This window comes from Bradyrhizobium sp. 172 (assembly GCF_023101065.1).
GTDB lineage: Bacteria > Pseudomonadota > Alphaproteobacteria > Rhizobiales > Xanthobacteraceae > Bradyrhizobium > Bradyrhizobium canariense_D.
The window spans coordinates 5,787,037-5,812,453 of the sequence record NZ_CP064701.1; the positions used below are offsets into that span (position 1 = coordinate 5,787,037).

Here is a 25,417-nt window from a genome sequence, read left to right on the forward strand (position 1 = left end):
TTCACGATCCTTTGCTCAGAATGGTCCAGATACCGCCACATGCGATAGCAACTCCGTAAGGCAGCGGGGCGTGTCGCAAATGGCGCCAACGCTCGATCGCGTAGATCCGCCGTACGAGCGACGATCCGGCGGGTGCCAACCTGGGATATGGCAGGTGGCGCATCATCAGATGCCCCAAGGCAAGAACGCCGCCGGCCAGCACGGTGACCGTTAGCAACTGCATCACGCCGCTCGGGGGGAGACCAACCGCCAGGGCAACCAACAGCTTGACATCGCCGCCACCAATTCCTCCGCGCGCGTATAGGACAAAAAGGAGCAGGAAGAGGATCGCGGCTGCGATCAGCGACACAGCGACGTGTATCGAGCTGGGCAATTGACCGGCGATCCCAAGGAGCGCCAGCGCGAGACAAATTTCGTTTGGGATCGAACGCGTCGCGACGTCTATCGTTGCGACATGGAGCAACAACAGGATTTCCAGGATCGAGACTGTGGGAGCAATCCAACTCATGAAATGCACGTTTCAAAAAGTGGAAGGCAAATTAGCTGGAGCACTCCAGCGGGAGGGGGGCAGCAGCTTGGATTGCCCCCCTCTGGCGCCAAAATGGCCGTATCAACCAGCGATCGCGGTGGTGAAAGCGGTGGTGATTGCGGTAATCCCGGTCGTTAACGCCGCCCCGATCTGCCCACCAGCTCCACCACCGAACACAGCACCCACTGCGCCAACGATACAAACCGCGACGATGATGTACTCGAATGACACCACGCCATCCTGGTCCATTCGCAGACGCTTCAAGACTTCCTTGGTCTCGATGTAATATTGCAACATTAGAAGAATCCCTTCTTTCAAGATGAATTTGCAGACACCTCGGCAACTTCCAGCGGCTGCGGATTTATGTCCGGCCGCCAGCGATAAACTATCTATTAAATGTTTATTAGCGTCAACATTTAATATATAATGTCTTTTGAATTAACCGCCGCAAAACGAGCCGTCGTGACAATCCAAAGATCGATAAAACGTCGTAATACAAAGATGATAGCCGGCCAACAATCGGAATCCTGGGCAGAGCGCCGGCTGAGAGTCATTAAAGAATCACCGGATTATTACGGGTGATCAGCGGTATAATTTGATTATTCGGAAATTCTATATTAATGCAAAGCCGATGCGCGCCGTCTGTAAGCTGTTGATATCGCCCGTGCGGTAAGCGCTATGGATGCCTTGATGGCCTCGTGCCTCTCACACCGCACCTCCTCGACCTCTGGCTTTTGCAGCGATTTGCGTCGTCAAGCGAACTTGGCCTCCGGGATGAGGCCATTTGATCCCTTGTCGTCCGGCTCGCCGTCGCTACTGGATTGCCTCGTCCATCGGTTACTTGACCGGTTACTTCTGCCGGAACGACTGATTGAATGACATTGCAAGCGGCCCGACGATGTAATCAAACGCGGTTCGCTGGACGGTCGGGATCATAACGGTCGCCGGCATGCCAGGGTACAGGCGAATGTTCGGCATGTCCGCCAATTCACTCTGATCAATCCGGACAAAGGCCGTGTAGTACGGCGCATTTGTCTTGGGATCGGTGAGGCGGTCAGCCGAAACCTGAATGACGTCGCCGTGAATGATCGGGACGATCCGCTGCTTGTAGGCGGTGAGATGGACTTCGGCGCGCATATTGGGATGTACGTCGCTGATGTCCTCCACCGCAACCTGGGCTTCGATGGTGAGTGCGTCCTCGGCCGGTACGATGTCGAGGATCTTGTCGCCGCGCTGGATGACGCTGCCGACGGCGAACACGGTCAATCCCACGACCCGGCCGGTATAGGGCGCCCGAATTTCCATGCGACCCAGGACCGACTTTGCACTCAACGCCTTCGGAATGACCTCAAGCAATCTGGCCTGCGTGTCACGCAAGTCCTTGGTGACATCTGTCATCCGATCATTGTCGAGTTGGGCGATCTGCTGCTCTTGCTCGGCGATGGCCTGTCGGGCCTTCGCGATACTAGCTTTTGTATCGGCGATCTGGCCTTCCAAACCGTACGCCGTCCGCTCCAGCTGGAGAATTCGCGGACGCGCAATCAGGCCCCGTTCGACCAACGGCGCAAGATCCTTTGCCTCGTTGCGGACCGAGTTGATCTGATCGGTGAAGGCCTTGACCTGCGCCTCCGCGCCCACAATCTGCGAGCCAAGCTGGTTGATCTTCTCGCGAATGACGCTTCGTTGCCCGTCAAGCGATGCTCGCCGACTGTCGAACTGATTAAGCTGACCGGTCCAAACGCTCTTAAAGTAGCGGTCATCAGAGCGCGCCCTCAAATCGGCCGGCATGGTCAGCTCGGATCCATGATCGAGCTCCGTCAGGAGCCGTACTTCCGTCGCACGAAGCACGGCATATTGTTGTGTGAGCACCTCATACTCGGCACGGACCTGCGTATCGTCCAGAACGATCAGGAGATCGCCTGTCAGCACCCGCTCCCCTTCCCGGACATGCAATTCCCTGACAATCCCGCCATCGAGGTGTTGGACGCTCTTGCGGTTGCCGTCGACCTTGATGATAGCATTTGCAACCACGGCGCCGTTGAGTGGTGCCGTCAGGGCCCAGGTGCCGAAACCGCCGAAAAAGATGGCGATGATCAGCCATCCCGCGAGTGCTACGCGACGAATCGAGTCGCTCGGTGCACCGCTCCTGAGTTGATCAATCGTCAAGCTCGGCGCCAGTGCGCCTGGTTTCGACCGGCTTGTAAACTCCATCAGCGCCATGACCATATCCTAACCCGTCGTCTCGCGGACCGTGTGGATCGGAACGGGCCTCGTCAGACGGGCCAGGATCTCGGCGCGCGGTCCGAACATCTCGACGACGCCTTCACGAAGCACCAGGATCTTGTCAGCCACGCCGATGGTGGCCGGCCGATGGGAGATAATCACCACCGTCGTGCCGCGCTTCTTGAGTTGAAGAATGCAATCGGCGAGCGCGGCGTCTCCTTCGGCGTCGAGATTGGAGCTCGGCTCGTCGAGCACGAGAAGGCTCGGATTGGCGAAGATGGCGCGGGCAAGACCAATACGCTGACGATAACCGCCCGAGAGTATGGCGCCGCCTTCTCCCACCTGCGTATCATAGCCATCCGGCAGGCGCAGGATCATCTCGTGCACGTCCGCCATCCGCGCCGCCAGAATCACCTCCCTGTCTTCGCCCTCCTGGAATCGGCTGATGTTGACGGCAACAGTGTCAGCAAACAGCTCAATATCCTGGGGGAGATAACCGATATGCTGGCCGAGTGACGTCTTGATCCAGCTCGAGACGTCCGCCCCGTCCAGTCGCACCGCGCCAGCAGATGGCGCAAGCACACCGACCAGATGACGCGAAAGCGTGGATTTACCGGCGCCCGAAGGACCAATGATGCCCAGTACTTCGCCCGGCTCGATTGCGAACGATACCGCGCGCAGGATGGGCTTCGAACCAAACGGCGGCACATAGGAGAGCCCCTCGACCGAGACTCGGCCCTGCGGGCGCGGCAGCGTCAAACCGACCTCCCGTTGGGGATCGGCTTTCAAGAGCTCGCGGATGCGCAGGAATGCTCCACGAGCAGATACAAGATTGCGCCAGGATCCGACGATCTGCTCTACCGGCTGCAGGGCTCTTCCGAGCAGAATGCTCGCGGCGAACATGGCGCCGACGGTTGCAAGTCGCTCGATCACGAGATAGGCGCCGAGGCCAAGTATCATTGACTGCATGGCAAGCCGCAGAAAACGGATGATGCTCTGCATGGTGGCGGCGCGATCGCTCGCAGAGACCTGCCGTTCAAGCATGCGGGTGCGATCACGGGCCCAACGCCTCAGCAGCCCTTCGGTCATGCCCATCGCCCGCACCACTTCGGTATTGCGCAGGCTCATCTCGGTAAAGCTGTAGCTCCGGGAAGCCGCCTCGCCGGCCTCCGTCAACGGCAGCTTGACCCGCCACTCGTTAAACAGGGCCATAAGAATCAGCAGGATGGAGCAGCCCAATGCGAACGCCCCCAGGAACGGGTGCAGCACAAAAATCACGGCAATGTAGATCGGCGCCCAGGGCAGATCGAAGATCGCATGGATCCCCATGCCGGTGACGAACTGGCGGAAGGTGTCGAAATCGCGCAGCAGCTGGCTGCGCGCGCCGCCGGCGCCAGCGGAGCGATGAATGATCGCCGTCATCACGCGCGCCGCGATCGTCTGGTCGAGGCGAATGCTGGCGCGGGTCAGCACGCGGGCGCGTACGGCATCCAGCCCTGCCAGCGCCAGAAACGCCATCAACAGCGCGATCGTGAGCATCAGCAGCGTGATCTCGCTGGCGCTTGAGATCACCCGGTCATAGACCTGCAGCATGTAGAGCGGTCCGGCCAGGTAAAGCAGATTGATCGCCAAGCTGAAGATCGCGGCAGTGACGAAATAGCCCCGGCAGCTTTGCAGCAAACGCCGGAGTTCGTCGGGTCTTTTGAACGGAGTACTCACACAGATCAGCGGAAAATCCGCCCCTCTTCAAAATCACACCGTAATCCAAAGTCGGGGCCGCAACATTCGCCCCGAACCATTTCCCCGCAGCGCATCAGGCCAGATGGTCGTGGTAGCTGATGAGCGTTCCCGTGTTCTTGTCTGCCTCGGTTTGGAAGCCCGCGGGGTCGTACTGGCCCAACAGGTTAATATTGGCGGTATGGACTCCGTCGGTCACCGACAGGGTTCCTCCAGCACCAGCCTGATTTGCGACATAGCTCGCGGTCGTGCCGGCCCCGAATGCCACATCGAGGAGATCCAGGTGGTCATCGCCGTTAAATCCGGACACGACCCCGCTAAAGTCGAAGGAGTCATGGAGCACGATTGTCCCGGTCGCTTGGGCATCAAGCGCTACATTCGCAGATGAGGCCGCTCCGAATTCGAGTGTGGCCGAACCGCTAATCTGAGCCGTTCCGTTACCGCTGACATTGCCATCGATTGTGACGTTGCCGCCATTGGCCCACAACACGCCGGTGTTGATGAGGTCGCTGTGGACCTCCAGTCCACCGGTTCCGGTTGCCTCGAGCGTGCCGGGGTTGGTGACGGCGTTAGATCCGGTATCGATGTCGAGTGCATTGGTGCCGGTGGCGATGATCGTGCCTTCATTGACCAGCACCATCACCCCATCCCCGAGGTGGCCGGCACCGGAGATCGTGTTGTCCACGTTCGTCAGCGTGACGTCGGAGACCGTTCCGGTGATCACGTTCTCGCTATCGTCGGACAGGATGACCTGCCCGTGGCCCTGGAGCGTGATGCCGTGCTCGATGAGTTCGAGATCGGTCTCGCTTCCGGTCGAGTTCAACTCGATCGTGCCGATGTTGTCGATGGTGCCGGAGAGCGGCAGGATCGCGCCATCACTGATCACCATGTGCCCGGCGTTTTCAGTCACCGGCGTTTGATCGAAGATGAAGTCGCTTGCCGTGAGCGACGAGGCATCGACCCCATTCAGCGTGATCGACTGACCATCGGCGAGCGTGATCATCGCGTTACCGTTGGCGTCATTGACCATATGCGACTGGATGTCGCCAAAGCCGGTGAGGTCGGCATAGCCGATCAGATCGATCTGATCCGAGGCGGCGTCGAAGCTATAGATCACGTCATGACCGATCGGCTGCGAGAACACGAACATGTCGTGGCCACTGGAGCCGGTCAGGTTGTCGTCGCCCGAGAGCGCAAAGATTGGGGAGCCCTGCGCATAGACTTCAACGTTGTCGGTAAAAAATGCGCGTCCGGCACTACCGCCCACGTTAGTCCAAGTCTCCGTCAAATGCAGTGCCGTAGCACCAACATATCCGCTCGGAGCAGTGACATTTAGCGAGCTGAGATCATTGGTTTGCACGGTCCACGCGCCGTCACCATTGTCGATGCCTTCACTCAAGGTCCAACCAGCGGGAACGCCGGCGATGCTCACGGTGATGGATCCGACGAATTCCGTAGGATTCGTCAAACCGAGATTGATGGCCTCGCCAGCAATGCCTGCCGGAGCGACGTGCGTAGGAATCAAGGAGCTTAAGCTCGTGCCGCCACTGGTCAAAGTTACATTTTGGAGGTCTACAAGAAGGTAATCGCTCGAACTTACTGGAGTGCCAGTCGACAGTTGCTCGTAAATGTAGGTGTGGGCCGTGCCACCAATGGTCGCTATGAACGCCACCGTTGTGCCAGTGGTGCCAATGTCGTTGCGGTTCAGATAATCCACGACGGCGGCAACATTCGCGGTCGATGTCAAACTCAACGCCGTCGCATATGTGCCTGTATCATCGAAAGTGATAATTCCATTTGTAATAGCATGCGAACTGACTTTGTTACCGCCGATCGTCAGGGCCGAGTCGGTGCCGTTGACGCCAGTCGTATTGCTTGCTGCCGCCGGCGTCCCCTGCAAATTCAAGATGTCAGATGCCGTCGCGAAGTCGGTAATAACGTCATAGCCAGAAATTGTACCGACATCTCCGGAGCCCCCAACGATGCCGAGAGATTGTGTGCTGTTGATGATGAACGTGTCGATACCGCCTCCACCGGTCATCGTGTCAGCGCCGGCGCCTCCAGTAATGCTGTCAGCACCCGAGCCACCGACGAGCGTGTCATTTCCGGAGCCGCCAATCAGCGTGTCATTCTGTGCTGAACCGGTGATGGCCGCCGCTGCGCCGGTGTTGGTGACCGTGAAGCCGTTGGCACCGGTCGCTGCGCTCAAGTCAACCGCAAAGCCGTTGCTGCTCAGGTTGGCCGTACCAGCGTTGCTGGTCGAAGACGTTGCGGTAAATGCTGCTGATACCGTGGCGTTGGTCGTTGCGCCTGCGCTTACAACGAGTACATCACTACCCGAAAGATCCGTGACGGTGTCCGTGCCGGAATTGACGTTGAACGTGTCGTTGCCGCCGCCGCCAGTAAGGGTGTCGTTGCCCGGACCTCCGGTGATTGTGTCGTCGCCGGAGCCAGTGTTGATAATGTCGTCGTTGTCTCCGCCGATGACAACAAAAGCTCCTGAAGTGACAGTGCTTGCTTGCAGATTGAGCTTCCCATTACCGCCGATTCCGGAACCGTCGACAGTCAATGTCCCATTGTTTTGGAAACCCGAAAGGAATGTGATGTTGTTGGTATGGTTTCCACTGTTGCTGTCGACAATTTTGAAGACTTCAAAGTTTGTGAGAACAATGTTTCCGGCACCAAATGTGGCGAGAGGGGAGCCACCGGTGAGGATAAGCGTGTCCGTGCCGGTCCCACCGGTTATGCTATCTGTACCGTTCAAGGTCGCATTTGTTCCATTTAGGGTGTTCGTGCCGCTGGCGTAGAAGATGACGTCGGTCGGACTAGTCGTCAGTGTACCTGGGTTGTTGCTCTCGACGTTGATGGTCACGGCGTCGGTGTCAGTCAGATTCCCACCTGTCCCTGTATTGCCGTGATCGTTGGTGAGTACCGTCAACGTGTCGCTGCCGACGAAATTGGCCACACCTTTGTAGACGACGTTGTTGGCCGCTGCCAATGTCGTGTTGATCTGTGCCACCGTTCCGGTCAGCGTCACCGATCCGGTGCCGCTGCCCGATACCAGCGCCCCTCCGGCTGACGCTATCGTCAACGTGCCGTGTAGAACCGACAGGTTCGTCGTGATATTTACCGCGCCGCCGGCATCCACATCGCTGATCGACATTCCGGTGATGGAAAGGTTGGCGTCGTGCAGCACTTCTTGCGTACCGGGAACTGTGTTCACCGGCGCGTCGTTAACCGCCGTGATGTTGATGTTGATGCTGTCGGTGTCGGTCAGCGTGCCGCCAGTGCCGGTGAAGCCCTGATCACTGGTAGTCATGGTGAGGGACACCGCGCCGTTGGCATTGGCCACCGGCACGTAGGTCGGCTGGTTGGCGACGGTTGCCAGGTAGGTGTTGATGTTGGCCACGGTCCCAGTCAGTACAATACTGCCAGTCCCGGAACCCGTCACGGTAACGCTTCCCGCAGTGGCGGCCGTGATCGTGCCGCTGGCGACCGCCAGCGTGACGCTGATGTTGTTTGCACCTGAATCGATATCCGTGACAGATAGGCCGCTCAGCTTGACCGAGGTATCCTCGTTCGTGGTGTAGCTGGCCGGCAGGGTGTTCGTGGGTCCATCGTTCACTGCCGTGATGTTGATATTGATGCTGTCGGTGTCGGTCAGCGTGCCGCCCGTGCCGGTGAAGCCCTGATCACTGGTCGTCATGGTGAGGGATATCGCACCATTGGCATTGGCCACCGGCACGTAGGTCGGCTGGTTGGCGACGGTTGCTAGGTAGGTATTGATGTTGGCCACGGTCCCAGTCAGTACAATGCTGCCAGTCCCGGAGCCGGTCACGGTGACGCTTCCCGCAGTGGCGGCCGTGATCGTGCCGCTGGCGACCGCCAGCGTGACCGTGATGTTGTTTGCACCTGAATCGATATCCGTGACAGACAGGCCACTCAGCTTGACCGAGGTATCCTCGTTCGAGGTGTAGCTGGCCGGCATGGTGTTCGTAGGTCCGTCATTCACCGCCGTCACCGACACCGTCGAGGTAACGACGTTGCTGGCGTGGTTTGCCGCCTGCCCGTCATCAACCTGATAGCTGATGGTACGGATAGCGCCCGACGGGTTGTCGCTCGAGTTGAAGTACGTCACCGAATCCAGCGCGGTCTGGTAGTTCGCGACGCTGGAAGAACCGGTCAGGGTCAGCATGCCGGTCGCCGCATTGAACGATCCGGCGATGCCGTTCTGGTTGGTAAAGCCCAGCACATCCTGGCCGTTGACGTAATTGCCGGTGATCTGCACAGTCGCCGAGGCCAGATTGGCGCTGTCGACGTCGGACACGGTAATGGCGCCGTCGATCGCGGTGGCGGCCTGGTTCTCCGTGTAGTTCAGCGTATGACCAGCGACAACCACTGGCGCGTCGTTGACCGGCGTCACATTGATCGTATCGGTCACGGCCACGCTGTTGGCGGCCCCGTCATTGGTGATGATGGTGACAGTGCGGGCCAGGCCCGACGGGTTATCACTGGTGTTGAAGTAGGTCACCGAGTCCAGCGCGGTCTGGTAGTTCGCGACGCTGGATGACCCGGTCAAAGTGAGCGTGCCGGTCGCCGCGTTGAACGACCCGGTGATGCCGTTCTGGTTGGTAAAGCCCAGCACATCCTGGCCGTTGACGTAATTGCCGGTGATCTGCACCGTCGCCGAGGCCAGATTGGCATTGTCGACGTCGGACACCGTCAGCGCCGGGTCGATCGCGGTGGCGGCCTGGTTTTCGGTGTAGTTCAGCGTATGACCAGCGACGATCACCGGCGCGTCGTTGGTGCCCGTGATCGTGATCACAACGTCCTGGGTCGCGGTCGCGCCCTTGTCGTCCGTCACGGTAACCGTGAAGGTTTCAGTGTGGCTCTCGCCCGCCGCCAGATCCTGGTGGGTGGCGTTGTCCAGCGTGTAGGTCCAGACACCCGTCGCGGCGTTGACCGCAAAGCTGCCATACGTCCCCGTCGCGCCGCCGCTGTAGGCCGCCGTCGCGCCATGGTCGACGTCGCTCGACGTCACCTGACCCGTCGCCGTCAGCGTCGTGTCTTCCTGAACCGAGCCGGCCTGCGCCGAGCTCGTGATCACCGGCGCGTCGTTGGTGCCCGTGATCGTGATCACAACGTCCTGGGTCGCGGTCGCGCCCTTGTCGTCCGTCACGGTAACCGTGAAGGTTTCAGTGTGGCTCTCGCCCGCCGCCAGATCCTGGTGGGTGGCGTTGTCCAGCGTGTAGGTCCAGACACCCGTCGCGGCGTTGACCGCAAAGCTGCCATACGTCCCCGTCGCGCCGCCGCTGTAGGCCGCCGTCGCGCCATGGTCGACGTCGCTCGACGTCACCTGACCCGTCGCCGTCAGCGTCGTGTCTTCCTGAACCGAGCCGGCCTGCGCCGAGCTCGTGATCACCGGCGCGTCGTTGGTGCCCGTGATCGTGATCACAACGTCCTGGGTCGCGGTCGCGCCCTTGTCGTCCGTCACGGTAACCGTGAAGGTTTCAGTGTGGCTCTCGCCCGCCGCCAGATCCTGGTGGGTGGCGTTGTCCAGCGTGTAGGTCCAGACACCCGTCGCGGCGTTGACCGCAAAGCTGCCATACGTCCCCGTCGCGCCGCCGCTGTAGGCCGCCGTCGCGCCATGGTCGACGTCGCTCGACGTCACCTGACCCGTCGCCGTCAGCGTCGTGTCTTCCTGAACCGAGCCGGCCTGCGCCGAGCTCGTGATCACCGGCGCGTCGTTGGTGCCCGTGATCGTGATCACAACGTCCTGGGTCGCGGTCGCGCCCTTGTCGTCCGTCACGGTAACCGTGAAGGTTTCAGTGTGGCTCTCGCCCGCCGCCAGATCCTGGTGGGTGGCGTTGTCCAGCGTGTAGGTCCAGACACCCGTCGCGGCGTTGACCGCAAAGCTGCCATACGTCCCCGTCGCGCCGCCGCTGTAGGCCGCCGTCGCGCCATGGTCGACGTCGCTCGACGTCACCTGACCCGTCGCCGTCAGCGTCGTGTCTTCCTGAACCGAGCCGGCCTGCGCCGAGCTCGTGATCACCGGCGCGTCGTTGGTGCCCGTGATCGTGATCACAACGTCCTGGGTCGCGGTCGCGCCCTTGTCGTCCGTCACGGTAACCGTGAAGGTTTCAGTGTGGCTCTCGCCCGCCGCCAGATCCTGGTGGGTGGCGTTGTCCAGCGTGTAGGTCCAGACACCCGTCGCGGCGTTGACCGCAAAGCTGCCATACGTCCCCGTCGCGCCGCCGCTGTAGGCCGCCGTCGCGCCATGGTCGACGTCGCTCGACGTCACCTGACCCGTCGCCGTCAGCGTCGTGTCTTCCTGAACCGAGCCGGCCTGCGCCGAGCTCGTGATCACCGGCGCGTCGTTGGTGCCCGTGATCGTGATCACAACGTCCTGGGTCGCGGTCGCGCCCTTGTCGTCCGTCACGGTAACCGTGAAGGTTTCAGTGTGGCTCTCGCCCGCCGCCAGATCCTGGTGGGTGGCGTTGTCCAGCGTGTAGGTCCAGACACCCGTCGCGGCGTTGACCGCAAAGCTGCCATACGTCCCCGTCGCGCCGCCGCTGTAGGCCGCCGTCGCGCCATGGTCGACGTCGCTCGACGTCACCTGACCCGTCGCCGTCAGCGTCGTGTCTTCCTGAACCGAGCCGGCCTGCGCCGAGCTCGTGATCACCGGCGCGTCGTTGGTGCCCGTGATCGTGATCACAACGTCCTGGGTCGCGGTCGCGCCCTTGTCGTCCGTCACGGTAACCGTGAAGGTTTCAGTGTGGCTCTCGCCCGCCGCCAGATCCTGGTGGGTGGCGTTGTCCAGCGTGTAGGTCCAGACACCCGTCGCGGCGTTGACCGCAAAGCTGCCATACGTCCCCGTCGCGCCGCCGCTGTAGGCCGCCGTCGCGCCATGGTCGACGTCGCTCGACGTCACCTGACCCGTCGCCGTCAGCGTCGTGTCTTCCTGAACCGAGCCGGCCTGCGCCGAGCTCGTGATCACCGGCGCGTCGTTGGTGCCCGTGATCGTGATCACAACGTCCTGGGTCGCGGTCGCGCCCTTGTCGTCCGTCACGGTAACCGTGAAGGTTTCAGTGTGGCTCTCGCCCGCCGCCAGATCCTGGTGGGTGGCGTTGTCCAGCGTGTAGGTCCAGACACCCGTCGCGGCGTTGACCGCAAAGCTGCCATACGTCCCCGTCGCGCCGCCGCTGTAGGCCGCCGTCGCGCCATGGTCGACGTCGCTCGACGTCACCTGACCCGTCGCCGTCAGCGTCGTGTCTTCCTGAACCGAGCCGGCCTGCGCCGAGCTCGTGATCACCGGCGCGTCGTTGGTGCCCGTGATCGTGATCACAACGTCCTGGGTCGCGGTCGCGCCCTTGTCGTCCGTCACGGTAACCGTGAAGGTTTCAGTGTGGCTCTCGCCCGCCGCCAGATCCTGGTGGGTGGCGTTGTCCAGCGTGTAGGTCCAGACACCCGTCGCGGCGTTGACCGCAAAGCTGCCATACGTCCCCGTCGCGCCGCCGCTGTAGGCCGCCGTCGCGCCATGGTCGACGTCGCTCGACGTCACCTGACCCGTCGCCGTCAGCGTCGTGTCTTCCTGAACCGAGCCGGCCTGCGCCGAGCTCGTGATCACCGGCGCGTCGTTGGTGCCCGTGATCGTGATCACAACGTCCTGGGTCGCGGTCGCGCCCTTGTCGTCCGTCACGGTAACCGTGAAGGTTTCAGTGTGGCTCTCGCCCGCCGCCAGATCCTGGTGGGTGGCGTTGTCCAGCGTGTAGGTCCAGACACCCGTCGCGGCGTTGACCGCAAAGCTGCCATACGTCCCCGTCGCGCCGCCGCTGTAGGCCGCCGTCGCGCCATGGTCGACGTCGCTCGACGTCACCTGACCCGTCGCCGTCAGCGTCGTGTCTTCCTGAACCGAGCCGGCCTGCGCCGAGCTCGTGATCACCGGCGCGTCGTTGGTGCCCGTGATCGTGATCACAACGTCCTGGGTCGCGGTCGCGCCCTTGTCGTCCGTCACGGTAACCGTGAAGGTTTCAGTGTGGCTCTCGCCCGCCGCCAGATCCTGGTGGGTGGCGTTGTCCAGCGTGTAGGTCCAGACACCCGTCGCGGCGTTGACCGCAAAGCTGCCATACGTCCCCGTCGCGCCGCCGCTGTAGGCCGCCGTCGCGCCATGGTCGACGTCGCTCGACGTCACCTGACCCGTCGCCGTCAGCGTCGTGTCTTCCTGAACCGAGCCGGCCTGCGCCGAGCTCGTGATCACCGGCGCGTCGTTGGTGCCCGTGATCGTGATCACAACGTCCTGGGTCGCGGTCGCGCCCTTGTCGTCCGTCACGGTAACCGTGAAGGTTTCAGTGTGGCTCTCGCCCGCCGCCAGATCCTGGTGGGTGGCGTTGTCCAGCGTGTAGGTCCAGACACCCGTCGCGGCGTTGACCGCAAAGCTGCCATACGTCCCCGTCGCGCCGCCGCTGTAGGCCGCCGTCGCGCCATGGTCGACGTCGCTCGACGTCACCTGACCCGTCGCCGTCAGCGTCGTGTCTTCCTGAACCGAGCCGGCCTGCGCCGAGCTCGTGATCACCGGCGCGTCGTTGGTGCCCGTGATCGTGATCACAACGTCCTGGGTCGCGGTCGCGCCCTTGTCGTCCGTCACGGTAACCGTGAAGGTTTCAGTGTGGCTCTCGCCCGCCGCCAGATCCTGGTGGGTGGCGTTGTCCAGCGTGTAGGTCCAGACACCCGTCGCGGCGTTGACCGCAAAGCTGCCATACGTCCCCGTCGCGCCGCCGCTGTAGGCCGCCGTCGCGCCATGGTCGACGTCGCTCGACGTCACCTGACCCGTCGCCGTCAGCGTCGTGTCTTCCTGAACCGAGCCGGCCTGCGCCGAGCTCGTGATCACCGGCGCGTCGTTGGTGCCCGTGATCGTGATCACAACGTCCTGGGTCGCGGTCGCGCCCTTGTCGTCCGTCACGGTAACCGTGAAGGTTTCAGTGTGGCTCTCGCCCGCCGCCAGATCCTGGTGGGTGGCGTTGTCCAGCGTGTAGGTCCAGACACCCGTCGCGGCGTTGACCGCAAAGCTGCCATACGTCCCCGTCGCGCCGCCGCTGTAGGCCGCCGTCGCGCCATGGTCGACGTCGCTCGACGTCACCTGACCCGTCGCCGTCAGCGTCGTGTCTTCCTGAACCGAGCCGGCCTGCGCCGAGCTCGTGATCACCGGCGCGTCGTTGGTGCCCGTGATCGTGATCACAACGTCCTGGGTCGCGGTCGCGCCCTTGTCGTCCGTCACGGTAACCGTGAAGGTTTCAGTGTGGCTCTCGCCCGCCGCCAGATCCTGGTGGGTGGCGTTGTCCAGCGTGTAGGTCCAGACACCCGTCGCGGCGTTGACCGCAAAGCTGCCATACGTCCCCGTCGCGCCGCCGCTGTAGGCCGCCGTCGCGCCATGGTCGACGTCGCTCGACGTCACCTGACCCGTCGCCGTCAGCGTCGTGTCTTCCTGAACCGAGCCGGCCTGCGCCGAGCTCGTGATCACCGGCGCGTCGTTGGTGCCCGTGATCGTGATCACAACGTCCTGGGTCGCGGTCGCGCCCTTGTCGTCCGTCACGGTAACCGTGAAGGTTTCAGTGTGGCTCTCGCCCGCCGCCAGATCCTGGTGGGTGGCGTTGTCCAGCGTGTAGGTCCAGACACCCGTCGCGGCGTTGACCGCAAAGCTGCCATACGTCCCCGTCGCGCCGCCGCTGTAGGCCGCCGTCGCGCCATGGTCGACGTCGCTCGACGTCACCTGACCCGTCGCCGTCAGCGTCGTGTCTTCCTGAACCGAGCCGGCCTGCGCCGAGCTCGTGATCACCGGCGCGTCGTTGGTGCCCGTGATCGTGATCACAACGTCCTGGGTCGCGGTCGCGCCCTTGTCGTCCGTCACGGTAACCGTGAAGGTTTCAGTGTGGCTCTCGCCCGCCGCCAGATCCTGGTGGGTGGCGTTGTCCAGCGTGTAGGTCCAGACACCCGTCGCGGCGTTGACCGCAAAGCTGCCATACGTCCCCGTCGCGCCGCCGCTGTAGGCCGCCGTCGCGCCATGGTCGACGTCGCTCGACGTCACCTGACCCGTCGCCGTCAGCGTCGTGTCTTCCTGAACCGAGCCGGCCTGCGCCGAGCTCGTGATCACCGGCGCGTCGTTGGTGCCCGTGATCGTGATCACAACGTCCTGGGTCGCGGTCGCGCCCTTGTCGTCCGTCACGGTAACCGTGAAGGTTTCAGTGTGGCTCTCGCCCGCCGCCAGATCCTGGTGGGTGGCGTTGTCCAGCGTGTAGGTCCAGACACCCGTCGCGGCGTTGACCGCAAAGCTGCCATACGTCCCCGTCGCGCCGCCGCTGTAGGCCGCCGTCGCGCCATGGTCGACGTCGCTCGACGTCACCTGACCCGTCGCCGTCAGCGTCGTGTCTTCCTGAACCGAGCCGGCCTGCGCCGAGCTCGTGATCACCGGCGCGTCGTTGGTGCCCGTGATCGTGATCACAACGTCCTGGGTCGCGGTCGCGCCCTTGTCGTCCGTCACGGTAACCGTGAAGGTTTCAGTGTGGCTCTCGCCCGCCGCCAGATCCTGGTGGGTGGCGTTGTCCAGCGTGTAGGTCCAGACACCCGTCGCGGCGTTGACCGCAAAGCTGCCATACGTCCCCGTCGCGCCGCCGCTGTAGGCCGCCGTCGCGCCATGGTCGACGTCGCTCGACGTCACCTGACCCGTCGCCGTCAGCGTCGTGTCTTCCTGAACCGAGCCGGCCTGCGCCGAGCTCGTGATCACCGGCGCGTCGTTGGTGCCCGTGATCGTGATCACAACGTCCTGGGTCGCGGTCGCGCCCTTGTCGTCCGTCACGGTAACCGTGAAGGTTTCAGTGTGGCTCTCGCCCGCCGCCAGATCCTGGTGGGTGGCGTTGTCCAGCGTGTAGGTCCAGACACCCGTCGCGGCGTTGACCGCAAAGCTGCCATACGTCCCCGTCGCGCCGCCGCTGTAGGCCGCCGTCGCGCCATGGTCGACGTCGCTCGACGTCACCTGACCCGTCGCCGTCAGCGTCGTGTCTTCCTGAACCGAGCCGGCCTGCGCCGAGCTCGTGATCACCGGCGCGTCGTTGGTGCCCGTGATCGTGATCACAACGTCCTGGGTCGCGGTCGCGCCCTTGTCGTCCGTCACGGTAACCGTGAAGGTTTCAGTGTGGCTCTCGCCCGCCGCCAGATCCTGGTGGGTGGCGTTGTCCAGCGTGTAGGTCCAGACACCCGTCGCGGCGTTGACCGCAAAGCTGCCATACGTCCCCGTCGCGCCGCCGCTGTAGGCCGCCGTCGCGCCATGGTCGACGTCGCTCGACGTCACCTGACCCGTCGCCGTCAGCGTCGTGTCTTCCTGAACCGAGCCGGCCTGCGCCGAGCTCGTGATCACCGGCGCGTCGTTGGTGCCCGTGATCGTGATCACAACGTCCTGGGTCGCGGTCGCGCCCTTGTCGTCCGTCACGGTAACCGTGAAGGTTTCAGTGTGGCTCTCGCCCGCCGCCAGATCCTGGTGGGTGGCGTTGTCCAGCGTGTAGGTCCAGACACCCGTCGCGGCGTTGACCGCAAAGCTGCCATACGTCCCCGTCGCGCCGCCGCTGTAGGCCGCCGTCGCGCCATGGTCGACGTCGCTCGACGTCACCTGACCCGTCGCCGTCAGCGTCGTGTCTTCCTGAACCGAGCCGGCCTGCGCCGAGCTCGTGATCACCGGCGCGTCGTTGGTGCCCGTGATCGTGATCACAACGTCCTGGGTCGCGGTCGCGCCCTTGTCGTCCGTCACGGTAACCGTGAAGGTTTCAGTGTGGCTCTCGCCCGCCGCCAGATCCTGGTGGGTGGCGTTGTCCAGCGTGTAGGTCCAGACACCCGTCGCGGCGTTGACCGCAAAGCTGCCATACGTCCCCGTCGCGCCGCCGCTGTAGGCCGCCGTCGCGCCATGGTCGACGTCGCTCGACGTCACCTGACCCGTCGCCGTCAGCGTCGTGTCTTCCTGAACCGAGCCGGCCTGCGCCGAGCTCGTGATCACCGGCGCGTCGTTGGTGCCCGTGATCGTGATCACAACGTCCTGGGTCGCGGTCGCGCCCTTGTCGTCCGTCACGGTAACCGTGAAGGTTTCAGTGTGGCTCTCGCCCGCCGCCAGATCCTGGTGGGTGGCGTTGTCCAGCGTGTAGGTCCAGACACCCGTCGCGGCGTTGACCGCAAAGCTGCCATACGTCCCCGTCGCGCCGCCGCTGTAGGCCGCCGTCGCGCCATGGTCGACGTCGCTCGACGTCACCTGACCCGTCGCCGTCAGCGTCGTGTCTTCCTGAACCGAGCCGGCCTGCGCCGAGCTCGTGATCACCGGCGCGTCGTTGGTGCCCGTGATCGTGATCACAACGTCCTGGGTCGCGGTCGCGCCCTTGTCGTCCGTCACGGTAACCGTGAAGGTTTCAGTGTGGCTCTCGCCCGCCGCCAGATCCTGGTGGGTGGCGTTGTCCAGCGTGTAGGTCCAGACACCCGTCGCGGCGTTGACCGCAAAGCTGCCATACGTCCCCGTCGCGCCGCCGCTGTAGGCCGCCGTCGCGCCATGGTCGACGTCGCTCGACGTCACCTGACCCGTCGCCGTCAGCGTCGTGTCTTCCTGAACCGAGCCGGCCTGCGCCGAGCTCGTGATCACCGGCGCGTCGTTGGTGCCCGTGATCGTGATCACAACGTCCTGGGTCGCGGTCGCGCCCTTGTCGTCCGTCACGGTAACCGTGAAGGTTTCAGTGTGGCTCTCGCCCGCCGCCAGATCCTGGTGGGTGGCGTTGTCCAGCGTGTAGGTCCAGACACCCGTCGCGGCGTTGACCGCAAAGCTGCCATACGTCCCCGTCGCGCCGCCGCTGTAGGCCGCCGTCGCGCCATGGTCGACGTCGCTCGACGTCACCTGACCCGTCGCCGTCAGCGTCGTGTCTTCCTGAACCGAGCCGGCCTGCGCCGAGCTCGTGATCACCGGCGCGTCGTTGGTGCCCGTGATCGTGATCACAACGTCCTGGGTCGCGGTCGCGCCCTTGTCGTCCGTCACGGTAACCGTGAAGGTTTCAGTGTGGCTCTCGCCCGCCGCCAGATCCTGGTGGGTGGCGTTGTCCAGCGTGTAGGTCCAGACACCCGTCGCGGCGTTGACCGCAAAGCTGCCATACGTCCCCGTCGCGCCGCCGCTGTAGGCCGCCGTCGCGCCATGGTCGACGTCGCTCGACGTCACCTGACCCGTCGCCGTCAGCGTCGTGTCTTCCTGAACCGAGCCGGCCTGCGCCGAGCTCGTGATCACCGGCGCGTCGTTGGTGCCCGTGATCGTGATCACAACGTCCTGGGTCGCGGTCGCGCCCTTGTCGTCCGTCACGGTAACCGTGAAGGTTTCAGTGTGGCTCTCGCCCGCCGCCAGATCCTGGTGGGTGGCGTTGTCCAGCGTGTAGGTCCAGACACCCGTCGCGGCGTTGACCGCAAAGCTGCCATACGTCCCCGTCGCGCCGCCGCTGTAGGCCGCCGTCGCGCCATGGTCGACGTCGCTCGACGTCACCTGACCCGTCGCCGTCAGCGTCGTGTCTTCCTGAACCGAGCCGGCCTGCGCCGAGCTCGTGATCACCGGCGCGTCGTTGGTGCCCGTGATCGTGATCACAACGTCCTGGGTCGCGGTCGCGCCCTTGTCGTCCGTCACGGTAACCGTGAAGGTTTCAGTGTGGCTCTCGCCCGCCGCCAGATCCTGGTGGGTGGCGTTGTCCAGCGTGTAGGTCCAGACACCCGTCGCGGCGTTGACCGCAAAGCTGCCATACGTCCCCGTCGCGCCGCCGCTGTAGGCCGCCGTCGCGCCATGGTCGACGTCGCTCGACGTCACCTGACCCGTCGCCGTCAGCGTCGTGTCTTCCTGAACCGAGCCGGCCTGCGCCGAGCTCGTGATCACCGGCGCGTCGTTGGTGCCCGTGATCGTGATCACAACGTCCTGGGTCGCGGTCGCGCCCTTGTCGTCCGTCACGGTAACCGTGAAGGTTTCAGTGTGGCTCTCGCCCGCCGCCAGATCCTGGTGGGTGGCGTTGTCCAGCGTGTAGGTCCAGACACCCGTCGCGGCGTTGACCGCAAAGCTGCCATACGTCCCCGTCGCGCCGCCGCTGTAGGCCGCCGTCGCGCCATGGTCGACGTCGCTCGACGTCACCTGACCCGTCGCCGTCAGCGTCGTGTCTTCCTGAACCGAGCCGGCCTGCGCCGAGCTCGTGATCACCGGCGCGTCGTTGGTGCCCGTGATCGTGATCACAACGTCCTGGGTCGCGGTCGCGCCCTTGTCGTCCGTCACGGTAACCGTGAAGGTTTCAGTGTGGCTCTCGCCCGCCGCCAGATCCTGGTGGGTGGCGTTGTCCAGCGTGTAGGTCCAGACACCCGTCGCGGCGTTGACCGCAAAGCTGCCATACGTCCCCGTCGCGCCGCCGCTGTAGGCCGCCGTCGCGCCATGGTCGACGTCGCTCGACGTCACCTGACCCGTCGCCGTCAGCGTCGTGTCTTCCTGAACCGAGCCGGCCTGCGCCGAGCTCGTGATCACCGGCGCGTCGTTGGTGCCCGTGATCGTGACGGTGACGATCTTGTCGACCGTCGAGGTGCCGTCAAACAGATGGACCGCGAAGGTCTCGGTCTTGGTCTGGCCCTGCGCCAGATATTGGACCGCGCTGTCGGCAACCGAGTAGTTCCAGGTGATCACCCCGCCGGTGCCGGTGCTGTGCGAGTCGTCGGTGGTGACCGACGCCGTCAGCATCCCGAGCGCCCCGGCCGACGGAGTCACACTGGTGACGCTGTGGGTGTCGGAAAGGTCGACGTCGCTGAACGACAGCATACCGCTCGCGGTCTCGCTGGTCGGATGGGCGTCCTCAGTCACCGCGCCGCTGGCGCTATTGCCGGCGCCAACCGTGATCACCGCATTGTCGTTGGTGCCGGTGGTGGTCACCGTCACCGTCTGGGTAGCCGTCGAGCCGTGGCCGTCGTTGACGGTCACCACGAAGCTCTCGGTGACGCTCTGACCTGCGGCTAGATACTGGGCGGCCGAATTGTTAAGCGCATAGTGCCACTGCACCGAGCCGTTGGCGGCATTGGGCGCCTCGCCGACCGGGTCGAGCGAGAAAGTGCCGAGCGCAGTGGTGTTGGAAGCGGCCGCCGCGAACGTGGCCGAATGGGTGTCGCTGAGATCGGCGTCGTTGAAGCTGATGGTGCCGGCCGCGCTCTGCGAATCCGAGGGATACGGCGTGATGTTCGCGTCTTCTACCACCGAGCCGCTCTGCGGACTCGATGTGATAGAGACGGAGTCGTTTGCGCCATTGAACTGGAGCGTCACCGTCGCCCAACTGAGCGTGCCGTTGCCCAGCTGGATCGCGTAGGTGAACGTATCAGTCAGCGTTTGCCCGGCCGCCAGCGCCTGAAGCTGAGTGTTGATGTCGCCCTTATCGTAATGAACGGTGCCGTCCGACTCGATCCAGATGCGCGCACCGAGCGCGCTGCGGTCACCGGTACCGACCATTCCGGCAGCGTCACTGCTGTACGCCAGATCTTTGACCAGCAAATCCGCAGGGGCGTAGTTCTTGGTGGACGCAGAGGTGCTCGTTCCGTCGTCCAGGGAGAACAGCGTCTTGGCCGCGCCCCCAAGATCATTTGCCAGCACGTTCAAGATGAGAATGTTGCTCGCGTCTTCCGCAAATGAGAAAATGTCCGTGTTGGCTTGCGGAGTATTGCCGAACGAAACCGTGCTGCCGCCGCCCGTTGCCTGCGTCGCCATAGCTTAAATCCTCTGGGTGATGCGCCGTCCGCATTCACGGACCGGCACAAATTGCACAATGGCGCGGGGATGATCGGCCGTTGCCTTGCCTATGCTGAAGAACGATGCCGAGCTGCTCAGCATGCCTATCGTCCTGCTCAGCGCTTCGTGCCGCTCAAGCCTGTTTAGGGCTAGAGCCGCTCCGAGCTTGCGAGCGAATGTCGTGTGCACGGTCGCGCGCCTGACAGCTGCCATGTTTGCAAACCGCAAACTTGGCTGGATCGAAAAATCGAAAATTGACGGAGAAGAATTCGAAATTTCCCGAGCCCGAGTGAACATTGCTAAAAAATGCGTGCACGTCATTCGCAACCTCGCCTGCCAATGCAGAGCAGAGAGCGTCGCCGCAAAATCAATTCGTGCAAATTGGTAGCGCTCGCTCGAACGGCGATAGGTCCGCCCACCGCAGCTCCATCAACTGCTGCCAAGTTACGCGAAAGATCTAGCGGTATCCCCCCTTGCCCATCGTGGCTGGTGCTTGGCCGCCACGTTTGGCAATTATTGATTTTGCAATATTCGCCACTTCAGAAGCGACCACCGTAGCCAAGAAGCGTCACGATCATCCACTCCCCGTTTAAATCAAACCTATTTTAAATTAAAGCGCCCGTCTATTTATTTATTATACGCCGCATTTAATGATTAATGCATCAAAATCAAGAAGAAGGAGGCCCTTGCGCCACTCCTTGCGAGGCGACCCCGGAATTTTACGGCATTTACCCACATGCACTCGGTCCGCGACATGGTCATTGCTTCGCGTAGATCGACAGTCGCAGGGAGCCAACTGGAGCCAAACTCAGCCTATCTGCGAAGACGAGGCATGAAAGCAACAGCCTCGCAATGCGTCGCGCGTGATTATTAACTTACGCACCCGACGCGATCCAGGTCCGCCCGCCGTGACGTGGCGAACTTGGCTTTCAATGTGATGCTGGTCATCGTCATGGGGGGCAGTAGCCATCCTTGTCGCCGGGGCCCACGTTCCAGAGTGTGAGACCATCGCGGGACTCAAGGGTGGTGCGCTCCAAGAGCGAAGCGCGTAGCCAGACCGCTGACGCAACCCAACTGCAGGGTTATTGGCTCGGTAGCCGGGGCACGTGCCTTGGCGGGCGGAGAGAAGAGTCCTCGGTTGGGATTTCTGACATTGCGATGCTCGCGCATGAAGCTTCGCATCTCGTGCTGCCGTCCCGCGCAGTTTCTCGTTCGCTTTACCGCGCAGCGGGGGCCGGCGAGCAAGCATTCGAAATCCATGTGAAGCTTAAACCGAAAGCAGTTCCCGGTCGGCTTACAAATGGAACCAAATTGACCGCCATTAAATGAGAAATTTGATTATGTCATATAATCATGATGACTCCATCGCAAAAACGAAAAATATGTTGGGGGAAAACATGGGAGGTCGAAATGGAAGCTGCCCGCCGCCTGCGTGCAATGGCGCTGCTGTGCCGACAGACCGCCGCACTCCAACCTGAGAGAAGCTGGAAACTGCTTGCAGAGGCAGAGTACTGGGAGCATCTGGCGGCTGCGGCTTCAGCTCATTGAGCTTCGGTCGAGTGTTCTTTCTTTCGCTTTCGTCGACTTCTTATTTCAAATCATTTTCTGAGGCATGTGATGTCGAGTACGCGTCAGATTTTTTCTAGTGCTGTTCTGAACGAACGGCACCGGGCGCTTCTGGAGGAGCTTAGAGAGGTGGAGAAGCTTCGAAGTAAGCTCCGACATGTAGAAGCAAGAACAAGAAGACGGCGTACCAAAGCGAGCGGCAGAGCAAGAGCCGTTTAGAGACCGCCGGGACCGCAGTAGCGAGCCTCGGTGACGACGTCGCTGCGACATGTCGGCAACCAGCCAGGCCGGGGTGCCTCACAATGCTCGAACTAACTCGGCGGCGAGACCGGCCGTCTATTCAGGATCGCGCGTTAGCTCCGACCTTCATTCGACGTTGCACTTCGGAACACAGCAACGAGTCGATCGCCTTGCCAAAGCTCAACGTCGTGCTCGTCATGCATTTGCTCGGCTCGGCGTCTCGCCGTCTGCTCATCAATGCAGTCGAGCTTTGCAGCGCAGATCACTTGCCGGCTGCCGTCCACCACGAACACCTTGTACCGCATAATGCAGTCCGATCCCAAAGGCGACGGTCATCGTACTCGAATGTCCGTCTAAGGCGGTGCCAAACTAGGTGTGGCGCACGGAATCTTTGTACGTGTGGCAGTTCGGCTATACCAGCTTGTGGAATCCATTGATTGCGCGGCGACTGTACCTCGCATCTAAGCTAACGTAATCTCCACGCATGCCGAAGCGTGCGGCTCGAGCTTAAGAGCGAGAGGCCACCAAGCGTCATCAGCAGTACACCGAACCAGGCCGTCCAGCTGCGCGCTTCGCCGTGCGCCTCTGCAGTGCGCGCGCCCAGCGGCATATCTTGAGGTGCGTCGGCGAGAAGCTGCCCAACGTCGACTTGGCCCGGTGCGGAGTGTTCGGAGGTGATCTGGTTGGGAAGATCGACAATGGGGGCCGCCGACCCCGTGCCGAGATTGGAAGCGGCATCAGCTACCTTCATTTCGGGTACAGGCGGCTGAGATTGCTCGGGCGGTGCGGAGCGCAGCACCTCCGCGCGCGCATCAACGACCGCGCTCCACCTCGTCCCGTTCTCGTCCAAACTGGCGCTGCGGTCTTTGGCCATGCGAGCCCGAATGGGCTTCTTCACCGTCGCGACGCCCTCGGCCAGGAACCAGCATTTGCGGCGACCGTCCATTCGGTAGACCCAATGCTGTCCACCAGTGGTCGAGGTACCGGGACGCGGCACGCATTCCGCTTGCGGCGGAGAGATTACCGTGGGTTGGGGCGTGGCAGTATTGAAGAAGTCGGCAAGAGGGTTGGAAGACGCAGGCGCCGCCGATAAACCTCCGACAAGCACCACACTGGCGAAGTATAATCGCAAATGACCGGACATCGAAAACTCCCGGGTGCGCCCCACCCCCGCTCGAACCTTAGCGGCGACAACGGCTCCCATGCGGCTTAAATCGGGCGGCGCGATGAATTAATTAATTGTACTCTTGGCTGCCTGATTAATATGCCGGTCACGAGGCAGCGCGATTCATCGAGCCGTCCGCGCCGCCGTCCGGTCGATCGCCATCTTTGCGCTCGTCCCCGAGCACTGGCCGAGGGTGAGTTTGTGGAGGTCACGAGACGTGGCTACCCCGCGCGGCGATTTAAATACTCCGCCACGATATTACCACTGTCGCGCCTTTCTCCCTGCTACCTCTCGTATTAAATGTGGATTGCACGATCAATATTTCACTGAGGGCTTGTCTGCTCCCGGATTCCCGACTTGTCTGCCTGGGCCTTCTGCCCAAGATTAGGGATGGAGCCATGAACACCGCGCATTTCAATTCGCTCTCCGTTGACGAGCTCTGGATATTTCACCAAGAGGTCGCCGCCAAACTCACTCAGAAAATGTTGATGCAAAAAGCACGTTTGGAGGAACGGCTCCACAGGATTGGACTGGCTAACGAGGCCACGCGGTTTAATCGCAAGCGCCGTCCATACCCGCCCGTTCGTCCTAAATATCGCAATCCGAGGAACCCAGCGGAGACATGGTCGGGTCGCGGCAGGCTGCCTAGATGGCTGCGACCGCAGCTTCGAGGCGGCCGAAATTTGGACGATTTCCTGATCGGCTTCAGCCCAAAAGCGGCAGACCAATTGAGCGCCGATTGAGGCATTTCGGGATGGGAATGCTGGCGCCGACTGCTGCCCTTGGGCTCTGAGCTTTTCACATCATCGTTCAAACGCGGGTCATGACCATGCTTGGAGGCATGGCCATAGCGAGCGCACTTGCAATCTGATGGTCTCGCTGAATCGCTCGGGGGCGCAGTGAAGACATCGACGAGAATCTCAAGCGCGCGATGGCCCGCATCTAGTCGTGGTGCCCTCTGAAGTGCCGCCTAACCGCATTCCACGCTCGAAGGACTGGACGGAGGAGGACGACGAAAACAACTCTGATTGCAACCGGCGTCATCCCGCGCTGCAGGAGTGGTGGGTCGTGATCGTCCGAACGACCAGCCGTTGTGTTGATCGTCACCGGAGATGGAGTTCCTGCTCGCCTAGTAGGTGCCGGTCTGCGCGAGGGCAGGACAACTACAACGAACAGAACGTTCACCAGTAGCCATATTCCCACAATGAGAAGGGCAGCACGCACGAGGGACGACCATCGTTGGAATCTAGAATCTGCCGAGGTTACTCCTGCCTCATACCCGGCACGCAACCGGCAACACTGCGTTCGCGGACGGAGCCGCTTCAGCGCAGCCGGCACATTTTCGCATCTCCCCAAGGCCGTTGGGCCCCGAGCGCTTTGCGAGCGTCCAGGATCAATCGCAGCCTAGTCCGGCGCAACAGTCGCGTCTGTGCGCTTTCGAACATTCATGCCCCTTCAGGTATGCTAGTTCTATGCATCATCCGGCGAGAGCCGGACAGGGATGGCTCATCAGCCAAGACGGCCGTCCTCAGCCCGCAATCCCGAGGGGCTGGGTCATTGAGCGTGGCCAAATATCGCAGCACGATGAGCGGCAAATTTGGCGGTCCGCATAGAACCAGTATCGAGTTTCGGCAGTTGACTCCGGGTGGATCCGAACCAGCAAACTGATTTGTTCGGGCCAAGGATAAGTTTAAAAGCTAAGCCGGCACACATGAAGGACCTCCGACGACGTTTGGAAAAGGTCCGCGCTGACGCCAGAGAGTTTATGCTGATGAGTCAGCAGGCGACGGACATAGAAAAGCGCGAGCTGTTTAAGCGCTTGGCGGATGAACTCGCCTTCGAGGCTCTCGAGCTTCAGCTAATCGTCAAGAAAAATGAGCGAGCTAATCCGTGCGACCAGCACGAGGTCGTGGAGTTTAAGCCGACCTCTCAGCGAACGCGTGGCTGATGCGGAAGAGGTCAAGCCGGCTAGATCGGCGTGCACAACGGAACTTTGCGCACGGATCCAGACATCGCGCTGTTCGTCGCTTGTCTCCGCTGTCGGCCTGAAGCGATTGTAGCAGGTCGTGTACGACTGAAGCTTGCCCAGCAAGGCGGGCACATCGATCGCAAGCCGAAGAGGACGATGGAGGACACGACGGTCATACTCGTCGGTATT

The 25,417-nt window shown here is 62.3% G+C and carries 9 protein-coding genes; 3 read left to right on the forward strand and 6 right to left on the reverse strand.

Annotation, left to right across the window (positions count from 1 at the left end; all coding sequences use genetic code 11):
• Position 1: 1 nt before the first annotated feature.
• From IVB07_RS27810 to IVB07_RS27830, 5 genes are all read right to left on the reverse strand, one after another.
• Positions 2 to 508, reverse strand: a complete 507-nt coding sequence (locus IVB07_RS27810) for an A24 family peptidase (RefSeq protein WP_247363528.1) — start codon at positions 506 to 508, stop codon at positions 2 to 4.
• A gap of 102 nt (positions 509 to 610) precedes the next feature.
• Positions 611 to 826, reverse strand: a complete 216-nt coding sequence (locus tag IVB07_RS27815) for a hypothetical protein (RefSeq protein ID WP_247363529.1) — start codon at positions 824 to 826, stop codon at positions 611 to 613.
• 552 nt (positions 827 to 1,378) lie between these two features.
• Positions 1,379 to 2,749 carry an HlyD family type I secretion periplasmic adaptor subunit gene (locus tag IVB07_RS27820; protein ID WP_247363530.1) on the reverse strand — a complete coding sequence of 457 codons (1,371 nt, stop codon included), beginning with the start codon at positions 2,747 to 2,749 and terminating at the stop codon, positions 1,379 to 1,381.
• A 9-nt stretch (positions 2,750 to 2,758) separates the two neighbouring features.
• The gene (locus IVB07_RS27825; protein WP_247766774.1) at positions 2,759 to 4,432 is read right to left on the reverse strand and encodes a type I secretion system permease/ATPase; all 1,674 of its coding nucleotides are present in this window, start codon (positions 4,430 to 4,432) and stop codon (positions 2,759 to 2,761) included.
• 133 nt (positions 4,433 to 4,565) lie between these two features.
• Positions 4,566 to 20,267: a VCBS domain-containing protein gene (locus tag IVB07_RS27830; RefSeq protein ID WP_247766775.1), complete on the reverse strand. Its 15,702-nt coding sequence runs from the start codon at positions 20,265 to 20,267 to the stop codon at positions 4,566 to 4,568.
• Positions 20,268 to 20,358: 91 nt separating this feature from the next.
• On the opposite strand from IVB07_RS27830, the gene IVB07_RS27835 reads away from it, so the two are divergent.
• Positions 20,359 to 20,676 (forward strand): hypothetical protein, encoded by a 318-nt coding sequence (locus IVB07_RS27835; protein ID WP_247363533.1) that lies wholly within the window; start codon positions 20,359 to 20,361, stop codon positions 20,674 to 20,676.
• A 1,884-nt stretch (positions 20,677 to 22,560) separates the two neighbouring features.
• Here the strand turns inward: IVB07_RS27835 and IVB07_RS27840 are convergent.
• Positions 22,561 to 23,238, reverse strand: a complete 678-nt coding sequence (locus IVB07_RS27840) for a hypothetical protein (protein ID WP_247363534.1) — start codon at positions 23,236 to 23,238, stop codon at positions 22,561 to 22,563.
• Positions 23,239 to 23,657: 419 nt separating this feature from the next.
• Here IVB07_RS27840 and IVB07_RS27845 point away from each other — a divergent pair, with 419 nt between their 5' ends.
• A complete protein-coding gene (locus IVB07_RS27845) occupies positions 23,658 to 24,002 on the forward strand; it encodes an H-NS histone family protein (protein ID WP_247363535.1) in 345 nt (114 codons plus the stop codon).
• Between the two features lie 968 nt (positions 24,003 to 24,970).
• On the forward strand, positions 24,971 to 25,207 hold the full coding sequence (locus IVB07_RS27850; RefSeq protein ID WP_247363536.1) for a hypothetical protein: 237 nt from the start codon (positions 24,971 to 24,973) through the stop codon (positions 25,205 to 25,207).
• The last annotated feature ends 210 nt before the right edge of the window (positions 25,208 to 25,417 follow it).